This is a genomic window from Cohnella terricola (assembly GCF_007786475.1).
Taxonomy (GTDB): Bacteria; Bacillota; Bacilli; order Paenibacillales; family Paenibacillaceae; genus Cohnella; species Cohnella terricola.
Genome location: NZ_VNJJ01000015.1, coordinates 1 through 15661, shown reverse-complemented (window position 1 = coordinate 15661; position 15661 = coordinate 1). Strand labels below are relative to the sequence as shown.

Sequence of the window (15661 nt, the reverse complement as noted above, 5' to 3'; positions counted from 1 at the left end):
AGCATCGCATCACTTGCTTCTAATCCCGTCGAATGGCCGTCAGCGCATCGGTGCGCGAAGCGCTCACCGCCGGATAGATTCCCGATATGACGCCGGTCAGAATCGCGAACGCCATGCCAACCGGAATGGCCATCAAGGGAACAAAGATAATGACGGCATCCTGACTGCCGCCGGACATGGACTGGATTAAGGCATTGATTCCCCATACGATCCAATAGGAGAACAAGATGCCGAGCAAGCCACCAAGCAGGCCAAGCAGCGCCGCTTCGAAGATGAACATGTTGCGGATTTGCGCCAAATTCGCCCCAAGCACCTTCATAATGCCGATCTGGCGGCGCCGCTGGTAAGTCGACATCGTCATGGCCACCACGATCGAAATCGAAGCAATGATGAGAATAAATACGCCGCCGCCAAGCGCTACTGCTTTAATAATGCTGAATTGCTCGGCAAGCCGTTCCTTCTGCTGCAAATTCGTTTGCGTATTCAGAGTAAGCTTCTTAATCTGTCGCTCCACCTGCTCGACGTTCTCCTGACTGTCCACCTTTACAATAACGGAGTTATATGATGCTTCATCGGCCATCCCGCCTCGGCCCATATTCAACTCGCGCTTCATCATCTGCGCCGTCTCAAGCGATACGTAAGCTTTCTTGTCGTAAGCAACCGCATTCTCGCTTACGCCCTTCGGCTTCTTCAATACACCGGTTACGCGCAGCTGCGAGGTTTGATTGACCTTTCCGTCATTCGAGTAACCGAGAAACTGGACCTGCCGCTGGAATAGGGAAGCCGGCATCCGATTCATTTTCTCATATTGCTCGACCAGGGTGCTGTCATAAGGATTGCGGTTCAACTGCTCGATCAGCTTATCGCGCGCCTCGGCATCGGCCAGCCCCAATGTCGCCCCATAGCTCAGCACGATGGTACCGATCAGATCTGAAGGCCCGCCATTCATGAACGGCTTGTCGAAGGCCTCCAGCATACCCAGGTCCGTCCCGATCACTTCTACATAGCTCTTCCGGTTGTCCGTTGTGGACATTTCCATATAATTGATCTGCTGAAAGGGAGCCACTGCCGTCACATGCTTCATATTCTTCATAATCGCCAGTTTCTGGTCGGTCAGCTTGCCGCGATCCAGAGAATCGTCGCCCACCGCCGGATTTCCGCCGCTTGCCTGACCCCCCTGGCCTCCACTGGCCGATACGCCCTCATTGGCTGTCACCGTAATCTCGTCCATCTTGAAGAAGCTGTTCATCTCGGTTTCGATGTACTGCTGAGCAGACTCTCCTATACTGAGGGCGAGTATAATCGCGGCACAGCCAATCGATAGTCCGGCGGCGCACAAAGCGGTCACGACTTTCCGGCGTCTGACCTGATCCCATGACAGCCGCGTAAGATCGCCAATCCTCATCCTGTCGTCACCCCCGCCAACGGCATGGCGTCAGATGGGTCCCGATCCGTGATCAGGTAGCCGTCCCGCAGCGAAATAATGTGCTGTGTCTGAGCCGCAACTTCCCTCTCGTGCGTAACAATGACGAACGTTGTTTTCATCATGCTGTTCAGCCGTTTCAATATCGCCAGAATTTCCTCTTCCGTCTTTGTATCCAGATTACCGGTAGGCTCGTCCGCAAAGATGACCGATGGCTCGGTAATTAAAGAGCGCGCTATACTGACACGCTGCTGCTGGCCTCCGGATAATTGCGAAGGGAACAGCTCCGCCTTCTCGGGAATGCCTACTTGCTCAAGCAGCGACAGAGCCTTCTGCTTCCGGATTGAGGGCGAGACCGATTGGAACACAAGGGGCAACTCGACATTCTCGCGAACCGTCAGATTCGCGATCAGCTCGTATGCCTGAAATATAAAACCGATATGTTTACGGCGAAACTCGGAAAGCTGATTCTCGTTCATCTTCACGATATTGTGATCCGATATGTAAATATCGCCTTCCGTCGGCTTCATCAAGCCGGCCATCAGATTGAGCAGCGTTGATTTGCCCGAGCCCGAGCTTCCAAGAAGAGCGACGATCTCACCCTGCCTCACATGAAAATTAATGTGCTGTAATACAGTTGTCGTTTCTGTGCCATTCCGAAAAGCATGGGATAAACCTTCTACACGCAGCATGACGTCACTCCTTTCATGATGTATTTTTAGATAGTCGAACCTACACCTAAACTATAAATACGGCAATTCTACCAGAAAAGTTTGGCATTTTCTGCGTTTCCCTAGAAATATATGCCTCTTCCGTTCCGTCATCTTATGCCATGCTCCGAATTGAGGTATTTGCAAGCTGTTGAACGAGAACGCCAATGAGGGCCGCAACAGGCCCCCAACGGGCAACCTGCCACAGCCCTCAAACCCGTGTCCGACGTGCCCTCTCGGTTCTTATTCTTCTCCTGTCGCCACCTTTTTCCCCGCTTAACTAATCCAATCGCTCCAGATTGTTGTTTGCAAGCCATCACAATTTGTAAAATAAACTTGACAAAGGATCTAGTTTTAATTATATTGCGAATAGTTTACACATTTTGTAAAATATACTTTAATCAGGAGACGAGATTTTCCTCGGGTTTATATTATCCATGGTTCCGCTCATTACGAATCTTCGCTATCGAGAAGAGGGAAATACTTCTTTGACCTCTTAATTCACACGTCCTTTATAAGGAGGTTAATTATGTTGAGGAAGAGTACAAATTCAGGTAGAAGGTCTGCAGTAATTACTGGGGTGTTATTAATAGCCGGGTTGGTTACAGGTATATTTAGTGTTGTGCCTGTTATAGATGGAGCGGACTACCTTGTCAAGGCTTCTATTAATGAAAACCAGGTACAAATAGGAGTGATTTTCCAGTTGTTAATGGTCGTCACCTATGTTGTCGTTCCAATTGTGTTGTATCCGATCTTAAGTAAGCATAATAAAGGTTTGGCTCTTGGTTCTGTTGCTTTCGGCATCATTGCGGGTGTGTTCATAATTATTGGTGTAATCATTCTTCTATTGCTATTAACGTTAAGCCACGAATTTGCAAAAGTTGGAACCCTGAATGGTTCGTACTTTCAGTCCCTGGGCGGATTGTTACGGGAAGGACGTGATTTGGTGAACCATGTGGCAACGACACTTGCATTTGTTGTGGCTATGTTCTTGATTAACCGCATATTTTACCAAACAAAATTAGTCCCACGTTGGTTATCCGTTTCGGGTATTCTTGGGTCCGCATTGTCCATATTGGCAAGCTTATTATTTATGATTCGCTTCATCGGTCTGGATGCAACATACATGATGTTGAACATTCCAATTGCCTTTCAACAATTGGTTCTGGCTATATGGCTAATCATTAAAGGTTTCAACCGGGCGGATGCTCTAGAAAAGAAGGTGTAACTGAAATGAATAAATCAGAAAGTTTTTGGGACAAAACAGCAAGCAAATATGATCAAATAGAGATGAAGGATGAACAAACTTACATCAATATAAAAAAAAGAACGAAAACGCATCTCAAAATAAGCGACATTGTTTTGGATTACGGCTGTGGGACGGGATTGATATCAAATGAAATTGCAGATTATGTGAAAGGGATTCATGCGATTGATATATCTTCTAATATGATCGCAATTGCCGAAAACAAGGCAAAAGAGCGGAACATTGCAAATATTAACTATGCTCACACAACCATTTTTGATAAAAGGTATGAAAAAGGCTCATTCGATGTCGTCATGGCCTTTCATGTTCTGCATTTGTTGGAAGATGAACAGACCGTTCTGCAGAGAATGAATGAACTGTTGAAACCGGGAGGATTATTGATTTCTGCAACACCATGCGTGGGAGAAAAGATCGTTCTAAAAAACCTGTTATTGTTTGCAGGCAGAGTTGGTTTAATGCCGAATATCAGATCATTTAAAATACGCAATTTAGTCGATACAATTGAGGAAGGGAATTTTTCAATTGTCGAATCGAATTGCTTGAAGAAAAGTTCTCAAGAATATTTCATTATTGCTAGGAAGATTTGATTTCCAAAAGCTGATCTGTTAATAATTCGGCAGCAAGCGAATCCTGAAACTAGCAAACAAGAAGCGCGCTCATCCGACGGGGGATGGCGCGCCTTTTCCGCTCAACGGCAACCTGTTGCAGCCCTCAAATCTACTTCCTCTCTATTTCGGTCTTGAGCGATCCGGAAGCAGTCGCGAGCCTGCTTCCTGAATCGCCGCAATGGCGTCGTCGACCGATTTGCGGCCCGCGATCGCCGCGTCGGTCTCGTCGTCAATGATCTGCGTCAGTTCTTCTTTCTCGTTGGCGCCGATCGAATACTCCGCCTGCAGCGGTACTGGCCGCAGCTTGTAGAATACCTCATACAGCGGATTCTTCGCCATTCTTCCATTTAACCGAACGGGTAGGCCGAAATCCCTCTCTGCAAAGACTTCGCCCATTCTCTCCGACATGACTGCCTCGATAAGCTTCCAAGCTTCATTGGGATGACCCGACTTTGCTGGAATTGCAAACATGGTATCCACCGAAATATCCCCGCCCCGGCTCGGGTCCCGAGTCTGGACCGGCCCAGGCAGCACGCCCCACTCGAAGTCTACGTAAAGCTGCTTCAGCTCAGTCACGTAATAATCGCTTTCGACCGTAAGCGCTGCCTTGCCATGCGCGAACAGGTCGCGATCGCGCATCTCGTCCAGACCGATATACTTGCCCTTTGTCTTGTAAGGTTCGGTAACGAATGTGCCGCGCTGGTATGCGGCTATGACCTTAGAAATAAGGGCATGCCATGATTTACTGTCGAACGTGAGGCGGTTAGCGGCTTTGTCGTACATCTCAATCCCTTCGGTCCGTGCGATATTGGACATGAGGTCGAACGGCTTAGTCAATGATTTTGTGCTGAGGCCTCTGATGCCGTCCTCGCCCCCTGGCTGGTCTATGAACAACCCTGCCAGCCGCAGGATCTCGTCCCAGGTCATATCCTGCTCCGGCAGCGGCACGCCATAGCGTTGGAACAGCGTTTTATTGTAATAAACCGCCGAGGAGTTAAAGGTAGGCGAAAGCCCGTACAGCTTACCTTCCTCATTGTTCCGTGCCCTGTCGAGCATCCCCTCGTGCAGCGTGCCGAGGTCGAACTTGTTCAATGACGCCATGTTCTCAAGGTCGCGTAGCCATCCCGCATCGGCGGCGTGTTTGTATTGCGCGTCCCACAGAATAACGAGGTCCGGTTTCTTCGTCTCGAACATTTCTTTAAGCGGGGAACCGAAATCGGGATTGATGGGATAATAAATCGGATCCACCAGCGGTACGATCTTAAATTTCATATTCGGATAGACGGACTGGAAGGTGCTGCTGTAGAAAGCATCGAAGGTCATCTGGTTGATGAACGCGATCGTCAGCTCGGTTGGCTCTGGCGGAGGTTTAGACTTGCCTATGCAACCGCTAGACGCCGCGATCAAGCCAACCGCCAACACCACCATGACAAGGAAGCGCCCTTGAGACCTTAAGGCCGCCGCCCTCATTGGCTTGCCTCCGACCCGCCGGTAATCGCAGCCTGTTCCGCATCCGCTTGCAGCCGGGCCAACGCTTCATCGACCGTTGACTGTCCGCCCGCAATGTCCCGAAGCTCCGCGTTCGCTTTCGCCGACAGCACGCTCATCACACGGTTGTACTCGGGCAGCTGACTACGCTCTGCTTGCTGCAGCACGGCGGACACGTCCAGCTCGGACTCGTAATAGCGACCGATTGGAGAGCCCTCTATTTTCACGCCCGGCACTGCCGCGAGTAGCATTTGCGGCCCCCCCATCTCGACAGCCTTAGTCGAACGTTCCTTGCTTGCTAGGTAATGGATGAATTTCATCGCCTGTAATTGATTGGGAGACTTGGCGTTAATGGCATAGACCGTGCCGTCGGTCAGCGAGCTAATCCTGCCCGGCGTGGTAGGCGCGCTCAGCGGAATCGCATCCCATTCGTCCTGTAACAAGCCTTGCTGGATCGCCTCGCTCATGACGTACCATGAAAGATACGGTTGCAATGTCATCGCGGAGCGGCCGTTATAGAACGGATTGCCGGCGATCGCTGCCGTTAACGGGTCTAACGCTTCGGCATTATCCAGCGATTCATCGCTGATCCAACCTTTGCGAATGCCTTCGGATACTTGGCTCCAGATGGCCTTCCAGGAAGCGCTGTTTACTTGCGGGTAACCCTTCGCATCCACGATTGACAGTCCTTGGGATTGCCCTATGTCATAGATCATTCGAAACGGATCCGGAATGGATCCGTACGAGAAGCCGTACGCCGGCTTGCCCCCGTCGCTCGCACCTTCGAATCGTGCGGCTAAGCGGACAATGTCGTCCCACGTTGCGCCTTTCTCGGGGAGCGGCACGCCTTTGCTCTGGAACAGCGACCGGTTGTAGATCAGCATATTCATATCGAGATCATCGATGATGCCGTACATCCGCCCGTTACCCGCTTCCTTGACCAGATCGACCGCGGACGGGTAGAGCGCTTTGAGATCCAGTTTTTCCTGCCTAATCAGATCGTCAAGCGGAACGATCACGCCGTCTGCGGCGAGGTCGTCGACGAAAGCGAGCGGAAATCGGAGAACGTCCGCATTGGATTCGCTCACCCACTTCTTGTAAGAGGCCAAGTCTTGCTTCTTTAAGTATTCCTCGCTCGGTACGGCGACCTCGAACGACGCCTTCGGGTGATCGAGCATATACGTCGTGCCAAACCGGATCATAAAGCTTGATTTGTCCCCATACTGCACGCTCAGCCGAAACTCTTGCTCGTCTGTTTTCGCCGCCCCCGAGCTCGGAAAGAGCGCCTGGCGGTAATCCCCGACCGCCCAGACGCCGGCCGCCAACAGTACGCAAACTGCCGCGATCGTTATGCCTCGGATGGGGCTTCTGCGTTTACCGTCCAATCGTATCCTCTCCTTAATTTGCTTCATGGACTTCGGGGAGAAACCGCCGCTGCCGAGCGGAAGCTCTTCGAGATGCTTCTCCCATTCGGATTGATTCATGGACGCTTTCCTCCTTCAAAGGCCGCAGGCCTACCCAGCTTGCGGCTAATAGCGGCCCGTGCGCGGAATATGCGCGATTTGACCGTCCCTTCGCTAAGCTGCAACATTTCCGCGATCTCTTTCTGCGTGAGATGGTGATGCGCGTACAGCAGCAGCGCCTCCCGCAGCTTCCGCGGCAAGCTCAGCACAGCATTCCACACTTCGCGCTGTTCGAGCGACACGAACCATTGCTTCTCCGCGGAAGGCTGGAACACGCTCGTCTCGTACTCCTCCCAGACCAGTTGGACGCGGCGAAACCACGCGGATTTGAAGTAATCCCGCGCCGTGTTGCGGGCGATCGCGAGTAGCCACGCTTTCATCGTCATCCCGCCTCGGAACGAGTAAATCGCGTGGTAGGCTTTTATGAACGTTTCCTGGGCGATATCCTCGGCCAGTTCCCGGCGACGCGTCAAGAAGAACGCATAGTTCCACACATCCTTGCCGTACATCATCATCAGTTCGTCGAGCAAGGCGTTGCGGTCGATCCCTTCGTTCATTTGCTTGATATACTCGTAATCCACTCCGGCAACCTCCTCTGACAAAACAACGAGCGCGAAGCCGCAAAGTTCCTTTTTTTTCAACGGTACGTAAAAAAGCCTAGCATTCACAGCCTCGGCTTTATCATTATGCTTATGGAATTCTAGGCGCCGCTGCGTTGTTCCTGCAAATTCGTGGACGATAGAGGCGGCCCGGGTCTCTTATGGCCCATCTGGTTGGTAGGCTAACCCGCCCCATTAAAATAGTTAATATGTGGAAGTCGTGATATAATCGATGAAAAAAAGAGGAGTAGACTATGAAAAACTGAGAGTGAATCGTTATCAGCGAATGGAGCATAGATGATTATGAGAAGATTAAAGGTTTTATTGTTTTTGTTTATTACAGGAGTGATAATTGTCGGCTGCAGCTCACAGACCAATTCAGATAATTATGAGACTGTAACGTATGAGGGGTTGAAGTTCAGTATTCCTAAGGAGTGGACCTCGAGATCAAGCGAATTATCGTATAGTATAGATGTGGAAGAAGGCGAGTTTGGCCTTTTTTATATTTATACGTACCCTTATCCAAGAGATGTGTATAAAAGCAAGTTTATCGACTGGGAAGATAAGACATATAAAGACATCTATAAACTGAGTGAAGAAAAGAAGCTCAAAAAAAATATGACTATGTTGACCTATAAAACAGACTTCAATATAGCTGGAAGTGATGCATTCCCTGATCACGTCGTCCAAATTATAGTCATCGATGATCATGATCGTGTGCTGGAGGTTTCACTAGATATGCCAAGAGATTATTATGAACAAAACTCACATATTCTCAAGCACATTCAAAATAGCTTAACTTTTATTAAATAATTAGCATTAATGTAGAGCATAATCTGGATAAGCATCAGATTATGCTCTTTTTGTCGTCTCAGCTCGCGGGGTTGGAAGGACTGGCTTTCGAGTATCTTAAGATGAAGGTTTATCCGTTGCTTGCATGATATTGCCGTTGCTATCTATTCTAACAAGCGAATCCGACCCTTCCTTATAGAGATAAACACTAACAGCATCTTCCCCTCCCGTTAGGGTTGAATGTACTGTAAAAGTGCCACTTGCGTCGTCATATTGTATGGTGTCATCTTGATTGACTTTCAAAATGTCTCTTATGCTTGCCCATAAGAGCTGTCCATCCTGTTCTTTAAAGATGTAGATTTGGTTTTGTTTGTGGGTAACAACCACCACCTCTTCTTTTCCATCGCCATCCAAATCACGTTCATAGCTGGCAGCATCAAGATCCATGTACGAGTAGACCTGTCCATCCGCATCCCTATTAAAGTACCAGACGCACGTTTCGCCATCTATTCTGCAAACCGGTTGTTCGATTTTAAGCACCTCCTGTCCGAACAGTCGTGTCATGCTGAACTGTTGGTCATACATATGCCCCGTGCCGTAATGGTACAAAGTTTTCGGCCGGGATGATCCGTTTACCGCAAATCCAAAGTAATCCGGGTTTCCTTTTACTTCATGAGGGGTCACTGAATCGGGCTTTAGAGTATAATGCAATATCGTTCCGAAACCGTCTATTTGCTTTTCATCGATCAATTGGATATCGCTAAACGGAATCTGCGTAATTGTCTTATTTTTTAAAGGGTTGTACTTATTGGATAACCCCGGAAGAATGTCGGGGTCTGCTTGTGAAATAACCTGCCCGAATGTCCAATTTCTGGCGTCGAGGGGCTTGAATATAACAGGCATCTTCATCTCGTCGGATAAACCGGAAGCTGCCTTGTCGACATTGGCGTATGGCCAATTTGCGATCAAAATTACCGAAATGATACTTAAGACTACCGCCCCCGCAAGACGCTTCCATTGCCAAGAGAAATAACCAGGTTGACGATCTACGGCCTCCAACACCGATCGCTTCATCTCGTCGGAAAAAACCTCCTCCGTAAATAGTCCCTGCTTTACTCTGCTCTCCCAATCCATCGATCGCTCGTTCATGGCTCTGTCACCCTCCATTTTCTAATAATGATCTGGCGTGCCCTATGTAATCTCGATTTAACCGTGCCTTCCGATACATTCACTAGTTTAGCGATCTCTGCCATCGTCAGTTCGTGTTCAAGAGTCAAAATAAGAACTTCTCGCAGCTTGTTCGGCAACTTCATAATGATATCTCTAATCTCCCGAACAGATTGTTCCGTAAAGTAATCCATTTCCGCTGACCGTTCATTCTTTTGCGGCTTCACCCAACCGAGTAAAACGATGCGACGCATATAGCTGGACTTTAATTCGTTAATGGCGAGATTTCTTGTGATTGTAAATAGCCATGTTTTCATAGACGAATCGCCCTTGAACGAACCAATGCTGCGATATACTTTAAGAAACACTTCCTGGGCAATATCTTTGGCCTGTTCCCTGTTTTTGGTGATGGCATAAGCGTATCTCCTTACATCGTCTCCATATGCAGTCATCAGTTCATACAGATCCGTCTTGTCCATACGATCCATATTCACCAAGTATCGAAACTCTACATGGGATTTCACGTATTCACCTCCACACTATTAGACAAGAGCCGATTGCGAATCGTTCACTGTAATTACAATAATTTTTGCTTAGCGCTTCGAACGGCTCTTAAGCATCGTACGGGGAGTATTAGTTCCCACTATTTTAGTAACAAAATGCATAGACTCTTCTAATACTTATTGATATATTTTGGTAATAATTGATTTTGCAAACGTTTCCTAAAATGCTATGGAGGTGTCCGTATGCGGAAATTCTTTCTACTTTTACTGCTTTGCATTTGTTGCTGTATCTTCGCTTCCGGCTGCAACTTGTTGCTCGGCAAGTCACAACCAACCACATTCACCTGGAAAACAGCCGATCCGAAAGATAAGGGAATGGACGCCCAACAACTGGATGAATTGGATAATAAATTATCGGTAAATAAAAAAATTACAAGCTTACTCATTGTGAAAGACGACGATATCGTATTCGAGAAATACTACAACGGAGGTGACCCTAATAAACCTAACGGCGTATTCTCGGTTACTAAGAGCATCATGTCGGCATTAACGGGAATCGCCATCGATCAAGGCCTAATCGGAGGACTGGATACTAAAGTTTCTGAGATCATGCCGGAATATTTCGTAAATGAACAAGATTCCCGTAAAAAAGACATTACTGTCAAGAATGCGTTGACGTTGACTGGTGGCCTAAAACCGGCGGATGATGATTTTCAAAATTTCATTAATAGCCCAGACCTATTCGACTTTGCGATCAAGCAGCCCATAGTGAACACGCCGGGGACCAAGTTCGCTTACAATACGGGACTTACCCAGTTCTTATCCGCGATGATCACCAAGCAGGCCAAGATGTCCACCCGAGAGTTCGCAGATCGTAATCTATTCGGGCCACTCGGCATCCAAAACTACTACTGGATGTCCGACAGTAACGGCATCAACGTAGGGGGCACGAATTTAACTATGGTCCCGCGCGATATGGCGAAGTTCGGTTTACTTTATCTTCATAAAGGCAAATGGCAGGGGAAACAGATCGTTCCCATGAAATGGGTGACCGCCTCCACTGAGCGTCATATTTCTACAAATACAACTGAACCCGGTGATCAATACGGTTATCTGTTCTGGCTTGCGGACGTCAAAGGTAGCGATGGAAAAAGCCATTTCAGCTATGAAGCCAACGGGTACGGCGGTCAAATTATTCGCGTTATTCCTGACCTGAAAACAGTCATCGTCATGACTTTTAGTCCGTTCTCTCAGGAAAAGGCAGACCCCGAACGCATGCTTCGTGAGGATGTTATTCCGGTATTATAAAAACCCACAAGTACGCTGCGACATATGGAACTAAATGGACTTATTTTCGCGAAGTCGTTTGCAAACTGTTGAACGAGAACGCCAAAGAGGGCCGCAACAGAATGCCCACTAGTAGCCCCAAGAATACGACAAATTGCCCCATTAACGTGATAATCTACCGCGAGCTTTTAGTGCCGGTGTGCTTATCATCATTAGCACAGGCGACAGCTGCTCTCTATTTTGCCGAATACGCCGCTTTCCTTCCGGATGCATGACTCTGAGCAGCAAACGAAGATAACACCCGTACCACAGCCGCTGCCATTTCACCTTAATGGGATGATTTTCAAAGCCGATACCATGGGCGATTCCCCGATGGAGCAACGTAATTCCCATAAAAGCCTGAATTTGACCCATCTCCGGATTATCGTTCAGTTCCAGACGTATTTGTTTGATCGCTGCCCGAAATGCACGCGCAATGCTTAGCCCCGCCAAATCTGCCCCGTATTCGCGCGTAAGCTCCATCACTTTTCGATTGTCCAGATGAAGCTCTCCAACCCAATCTCCGCTTCTAATTTGATGTCCGTCATAACAGGTTAACGTCCGCCCATGGTGGCGCCTCACAACCAATTTACAAATACCGTATTGTTTAATCGATGCGCTGCGAAAGGTTGTAATCCAGTCAAATGCGCCCTCCCACATCATCCATAGGGACTGCACCGCTCTTTTCGATAGTGTTGCTTCCATCGCGCTCTCCTTCTTTCTTCTGTATCCTGCTTTCTTAATGATGGCTTGCGCGGTGTAATATCGGGTAGTGCCTTACTGTCATATGACAAGCAATACTCCTAGTGTCCAAAATATCATCGCGATTGTTAATCAACACATATCAAAAGACGACTCTTACCCCGAATGGGATTAGAGCCGTCTTATGCTAGACGAGTCGATATCTTTGTGTACTCCCAGAGCAACTGTCAGAGCGGCGTTGTTGAATTCGTGTTGACTCCGGACATAGAAAAATACATCGCCGCGGCCGCTAGGCTGCATGGCGATGTATTCAGCATATACATACTGTTATGCCTTGCTCGAATGTTCATCATCTCCGACGGCTATCGGGTTCTCGTCGTAAGAAATCCAATCGCTCCAGCTGTCAGCTTCTCTTTGAAGACCAAAGAGCGTAGACTTTTATCTTCTAGTAAACTCCATAATCCAATTCGTATCCCAACTGTTTCCGCCATCAAATGAAAATGCCTGTTGCCAGCGTGCCGTATTCTCCGTGATCTCATCCCAAACAAATCGTACATGCAGCGGCTTTCCATCCGGTGTTTCTATTACCTGATTGAATACACCAATTCCATTTTCAAATTTCCCGATCAGCGGTCTAAAATCATGGGGGTTGCGGTTATCAAGCCATACCAGCGACCACTGCTGCGCTTCCTCGTCAAAAGCACGTATCGTCATCCCTTTTCTGACCTCTCCATCTGGGTATGTTCCTTCAAAATGATCTACGATGACCCTTCCATCGAGATATTTATCACCCGTGTGACTAGCTTCAAACTCTTCCCAGACGCCTTCCTTGTCAGGAAATATAGCATTCGTCCGTCGTCTATTGCGATTTATCATAGGCTTAAGCATAAAATCGAAATCATGAATGCTGGAACGGATAATATTCTCCATAAGTAGTTCACTCCTAAATGTAATATTTTCCTATTATAACATGGCCTTTACAGGTCATTATCATGGTATTCTCTTTTTAATTAAGTTGTTGCGCAATCTCCCATATATGTCCACCCGGATCCGCGAAACTTACAGTGCGTACTCCCCACGGCCTATTCATTGGGCCGTTGAGGAGGGCGACACCACGCATAGTCAGTTCGATGCAGACAGCATCCACATCATCTACTCGGATGGTAAATTGGAAGCGTGACCCAGACTCTCGGCTTGCGACAGTTCCAGGATCGATTAGCTCTCTCGCTGCAGGAATAATCAGCAAATTAATACTCATGTCTCCGAAATCAAAAACTGCGGAGTTGTCATCTTCATAAACGGCTGAAAGGCCGAAAACCTCTTGATAGAACGACTTCGAGTTCTGCAGATCCTCAACGAACACGGTAATAACATCGATGTTCCTCAATCCTAAAGCTTTCATTTCCACACCTCTTATCGATTTTATTTTTGAATTATTAGGAAAAGAGTCCGCCCAAACGATCATCGGCAGGAGGCGGATTACCCAGATGTCTTGCCATCGACACGATTTGACCTTTGTGATGAAATTCATGTGTCTCAACATGAGTTAACAGCAGCAAAGGAGTAGGGGTCCTTGGGTATCCCTTCCAGTTCTTATCTTGCTCGATAGGTTCACGCCAGCGACCGCAATATTCATTCAAGAACCGTTGAACGATTTCATCTACTTCCGCAAATCTGTCACGGACATACTTCACATCAGCTTGTTCAATCTCATGTACGGTAGTTTCCATATTTTCGTTTAACTTCTTAAACGCGAAAGATCCCAGCCAGAACCTATAAGAGTCAGCGACATGAATATGGGTCCGAATGATCGTTCCGTTCCCATAATCGGGAATTGTTTGATGTAATATTTGAGGAGGGATCTCTTCCATAAACGTAAACAAGTTTTTTCTAGCGGATCTGATCCAATCGTATTGTTGCTGCAAGATTTCCAACAAGTAAAATCACTCCTCGAACTTCATACGCCCCTCATTCAGCTTCTCCGTTATCATCAATAAATTGCCGTCGGGGTCGACAATCGTAAAATAAAGTGTTTTTCCGCGCAATTCGATCCGATCCACCACAGCGCCATCGTCAATCAGCGTCTGGTACGATCGGAAAATCGCTATAGGGTCCGCACGACGAAAACCGTCGACGAACGCTTCGAACACCTCGATGCTAAGTCCGCGGCGCGGAGCTGAAAACACAGAATCATCCCAATATTCGGGATGGCGTTCAACGGCCGTCCTCAGCCTCGTCCTCGCCCGATTCAGAGCCGCCTTCACCGAACCCTCTGATTGTCCAAACAGTTTTCCCGTTTCTTTCGCGGTAAAGTGAAATACGTCGATCAGCAAAACAAGAACGACTTGCTTGGGTTCGAGCCGACCAGACAACAGCTCGAGCGCCTCACGCACATCCCATTGGCTCCATTCATCATAAGAACCGATTTTGTCCACCTCGAGCGCTCCGACCTTCGGCTGCCATTTGCGACTGCGGCAAATATCCACCCACGCGTTGGCGGCAATTCGAAACAAAAAAGGCTTCGTAATTTCCCTGCTTGGGAACCGAGTGTGCCAACGATATGCTTTAATGAGCGACTCCTGCAGCAAATCGTCCGCATCCCACGCTGAACCCGCCTTAGCCAGACAATACTGCTTCAGATCGCTTTGCAGCGGCAGTGTCATCACCGCAAACGTCTCATATCCTGCATCTGAACGGTCCCCCTGTGGCATTATGTTTACTTCCTTATATTTTTCTTGTGAGCAAAATACGGTGTTTGTCCCGTCTCTTCCACAATATTAAAGGGATTACCGTCAGGATCGATAGCTTCGAAAAACCTAAATCCATCCTCTACGTGGATTTCACTTAACCCCGCTCCCTTTGCCTTAAGCCGTCTATACGAATTGTCAATATCGTACGAAGTGAAATTGAAGTAAGGCATCATATATTTGCCTGAATCGAATTGGACAGGCTGCGGTTTTTCCACTTTCCATAATACAACCAACGTTTGACCGATAGGGAACGCGAGTCCGACTCGTTGATCGGTCTTTTCAATTGTCTCCATGTCGAACATTCGAACGTACCACTCCGCAGATCGGGTAATATCGGTTACCGGAATGAAAATGCTGGCTACAAATGTGACAATTCTCTCCATAGATCATCTACTCTCCTTTAATTTAATTTTCAATCTATTAACGATAAAAATCCGCAAAAAGATACGGGTATGCAATTTTCTATTATCATTAATCTCGCACCGGTTTTTATGTACGTTTTGTAAATCCCATTGTTCTCAAGATGTCGTACTTGTTAATTCTCACACTCTCAGACTCCTAGTAAGAGGTTCGGCAATATATTCGGAATTCCCTTTTACATTTTTGTTATTTATTTGATCTGCTTCGTCGAATTCTTGTGCAACGACCTCCCTTGGCTACGCTTGGGAGGACTTGTGGAGCAAGAAGCCCGTGGAGGGCGGGGCTGGCGGAACAATGTGGCTTGAGCCAAGGCGAAGTATTGGAGTTGTCAAAAAAAGTGCAGTTTGAAAACACCCTCATACAGAAATCCCGTTGCTAAGCTGCTTGTGACAGCATTCTTTCGCGATAAATAGCAGGGGGCCAGCCCCCTGGATTAGAGGTGT

The 15661-nt window shown here is 47.8% G+C and carries 17 protein-coding genes; 4 read left to right on the top strand and 13 right to left on the bottom strand.

Annotated features, from left to right (window positions below; genetic code table 11):
* Window positions 1–19 precede the first annotated feature (19 nt).
* Together FPZ45_RS20300 and FPZ45_RS20295 are read right to left on the bottom strand one after the other, a co-directional pair.
* The gene (locus FPZ45_RS20300; RefSeq protein ID WP_144705922.1) at window positions 20–1405 is read right to left on the bottom strand and encodes an ABC transporter permease; all 1386 of its coding nucleotides are present in this window, start codon (window positions 1403–1405) and stop codon (window positions 20–22) included.
* Window positions 1402–2115, bottom strand: a complete 714-nt coding sequence (locus tag FPZ45_RS20295) for an ABC transporter ATP-binding protein (RefSeq protein ID WP_144705920.1) — start codon at window positions 2113–2115, stop codon at window positions 1402–1404. The genes FPZ45_RS20300 and FPZ45_RS20295 overlap by 4 nt, the downstream gene beginning before the upstream one ends.
* 547 nt (window positions 2116–2662) lie before the next feature.
* Between FPZ45_RS20295 and FPZ45_RS20290 the strand changes: the two genes are divergently transcribed.
* Complete coding sequence (locus FPZ45_RS20290) at window positions 2663–3361, top strand: DUF4386 domain-containing protein (RefSeq protein WP_144705918.1); 699 nt, start codon at window positions 2663–2665, stop codon at window positions 3359–3361.
* 5 nt (window positions 3362–3366) lie between these two features.
* Complete coding sequence (locus FPZ45_RS20285; RefSeq protein WP_144705916.1) at window positions 3367–3987, top strand: class I SAM-dependent methyltransferase; 621 nt, start codon at window positions 3367–3369, stop codon at window positions 3985–3987.
* 141 nt (window positions 3988–4128) lie between these two features.
* Here the strand turns inward: FPZ45_RS20285 and FPZ45_RS20280 are convergent, their stop codons facing one another.
* Genes FPZ45_RS20280 through FPZ45_RS20270 form a run of 3 tightly spaced genes read right to left on the bottom strand, consistent with a single transcriptional unit; the run spans window position 4129 to window position 7540 of the window.
* Entirely contained in the window at window positions 4129–5478 is a 1350-nt protein-coding gene (locus FPZ45_RS20280) for an ABC transporter substrate-binding protein (protein WP_144705914.1), read from the bottom strand.
* Window positions 5475–6980: an extracellular solute-binding protein gene (locus tag FPZ45_RS20275; protein WP_144705912.1), complete on the bottom strand. Its 1506-nt coding sequence runs from the start codon at window positions 6978–6980 to the stop codon at window positions 5475–5477. The genes FPZ45_RS20280 and FPZ45_RS20275 overlap by 4 nt, the downstream gene beginning before the upstream one ends.
* Window positions 6977–7540, bottom strand: a complete 564-nt coding sequence (locus FPZ45_RS20270) for an RNA polymerase sigma factor (protein ID WP_144705910.1) — start codon at window positions 7538–7540, stop codon at window positions 6977–6979. Before FPZ45_RS20270 ends, FPZ45_RS20275 begins: the two co-directional genes overlap by 4 nt.
* A 321-nt stretch (window positions 7541–7861) precedes the next feature.
* Between FPZ45_RS20270 and FPZ45_RS20265 the strand changes: the two genes are divergently transcribed.
* Entirely contained in the window at window positions 7862–8371 is a 510-nt protein-coding gene (locus FPZ45_RS20265) for a hypothetical protein (RefSeq protein WP_144705908.1), read from the top strand.
* Between the two features lie 96 nt (window positions 8372–8467).
* On the opposite strand, the gene FPZ45_RS20260 is transcribed toward FPZ45_RS20265, so the two are convergent.
* Entirely contained in the window at window positions 8468–9499 is a 1032-nt protein-coding gene (locus FPZ45_RS20260) for a hypothetical protein (protein ID WP_144705906.1), read from the bottom strand.
* The gene (locus FPZ45_RS20255; RefSeq protein WP_246120525.1) at window positions 9496–10041 is read right to left on the bottom strand and encodes an RNA polymerase sigma factor; all 546 of its coding nucleotides are present in this window, start codon (window positions 10039–10041) and stop codon (window positions 9496–9498) included. Before FPZ45_RS20255 ends, FPZ45_RS20260 begins: the two co-directional genes overlap by 4 nt.
* Before the next feature lie 222 nt (window positions 10042–10263).
* Here FPZ45_RS20255 and FPZ45_RS20250 point away from each other — a divergent pair, with 222 nt between their 5' ends.
* Entirely contained in the window at window positions 10264–11328 is a 1065-nt protein-coding gene (locus FPZ45_RS20250; protein ID WP_144705904.1) for a serine hydrolase domain-containing protein, read from the top strand.
* Between the two features lie 141 nt (window positions 11329–11469).
* Here FPZ45_RS20250 and FPZ45_RS20245 read toward each other — a convergent pair whose 3' ends face one another.
* The 6 genes from FPZ45_RS20245 to FPZ45_RS20220 form a co-directional block, all read right to left on the bottom strand.
* The gene (locus FPZ45_RS20245) at window positions 11470–12051 is read right to left on the bottom strand and encodes a YkoP family protein (RefSeq protein ID WP_246120524.1); all 582 of its coding nucleotides are present in this window, start codon (window positions 12049–12051) and stop codon (window positions 11470–11472) included.
* Window positions 12052–12486: 435 nt separating this feature from the next.
* Complete coding sequence (locus FPZ45_RS20240; RefSeq protein WP_144705902.1) at window positions 12487–12978, bottom strand: DUF1579 domain-containing protein; 492 nt, start codon at window positions 12976–12978, stop codon at window positions 12487–12489.
* Between the two features lie 76 nt (window positions 12979–13054).
* Window positions 13055–13450 (bottom strand): VOC family protein, encoded by a 396-nt coding sequence (locus FPZ45_RS20235; protein WP_144705900.1) that lies wholly within the window; start codon window positions 13448–13450, stop codon window positions 13055–13057.
* A gap of 34 nt (window positions 13451–13484) precedes the next feature.
* On the bottom strand, window positions 13485–13985 hold the full coding sequence (locus tag FPZ45_RS20230; RefSeq protein WP_144705898.1) for a DinB family protein: 501 nt from the start codon (window positions 13983–13985) through the stop codon (window positions 13485–13487).
* Window positions 13986–13991: 6 nt separating this feature from the next.
* Complete coding sequence (locus FPZ45_RS20225; RefSeq protein ID WP_144705896.1) at window positions 13992–14759, bottom strand: RNA polymerase sigma factor; 768 nt, start codon at window positions 14757–14759, stop codon at window positions 13992–13994.
* 5 nt (window positions 14760–14764) lie between these two features.
* The gene (locus FPZ45_RS20220; protein WP_144705894.1) at window positions 14765–15181 is read right to left on the bottom strand and encodes a VOC family protein; all 417 of its coding nucleotides are present in this window, start codon (window positions 15179–15181) and stop codon (window positions 14765–14767) included.
* Between the last annotated feature and the right edge of the window lie 480 nt (window positions 15182–15661).

Coding starts and splice junctions, on each gene's coding strand:
- FPZ45_RS20300 (WP_144705922.1), bottom strand. CDS start 1,405: ATGAGGATTGGCGATCTTACGCGGCTGTCATGGGATCAGGTCAGACGC.
- FPZ45_RS20295 (WP_144705920.1), bottom strand. CDS start 2,115: ATGCTGCGTGTAGAAGGTTTATCCCATGCTTTTCGGAATGGCACAGAA.
- FPZ45_RS20290 (WP_144705918.1), top strand. CDS start 2,663: ATGTTGAGGAAGAGTACAAATTCAGGTAGAAGGTCTGCAGTAATTACT.
- FPZ45_RS20285 (WP_144705916.1), top strand. CDS start 3,367: ATGAATAAATCAGAAAGTTTTTGGGACAAAACAGCAAGCAAATATGAT.
- FPZ45_RS20280 (WP_144705914.1), bottom strand. CDS start 5,478: ATGAGGGCGGCGGCCTTAAGGTCTCAAGGGCGCTTCCTTGTCATGGTG.
- FPZ45_RS20275 (WP_144705912.1), bottom strand. CDS start 6,980: ATGAATCAATCCGAATGGGAGAAGCATCTCGAAGAGCTTCCGCTCGGC.
- FPZ45_RS20265 (WP_144705908.1), top strand. CDS start 7,862: ATGAGAAGATTAAAGGTTTTATTGTTTTTGTTTATTACAGGAGTGATA.
- FPZ45_RS20260 (WP_144705906.1), bottom strand. CDS start 9,499: ATGAACGAGCGATCGATGGATTGGGAGAGCAGAGTAAAGCAGGGACTA.
- FPZ45_RS20250 (WP_144705904.1), top strand. CDS start 10,264: ATGCGGAAATTCTTTCTACTTTTACTGCTTTGCATTTGTTGCTGTATC.
- FPZ45_RS20245 (WP_246120524.1), bottom strand. CDS start 12,051: ATGGAAGCAACACTATCGAAAAGAGCGGTGCAGTCCCTATGGATGATG.
- FPZ45_RS20240 (WP_144705902.1), bottom strand. CDS start 12,978: ATGGAGAATATTATCCGTTCCAGCATTCATGATTTCGATTTTATGCTT.
- FPZ45_RS20235 (WP_144705900.1), bottom strand. CDS start 13,450: ATGAAAGCTTTAGGATTGAGGAACATCGATGTTATTACCGTGTTCGTT.
- FPZ45_RS20225 (WP_144705896.1), bottom strand. CDS start 14,759: ATGCCACAGGGGGACCGTTCAGATGCAGGATATGAGACGTTTGCGGTG.
- FPZ45_RS20220 (WP_144705894.1), bottom strand. CDS start 15,181: ATGGAGAGAATTGTCACATTTGTAGCCAGCATTTTCATTCCGGTAACC.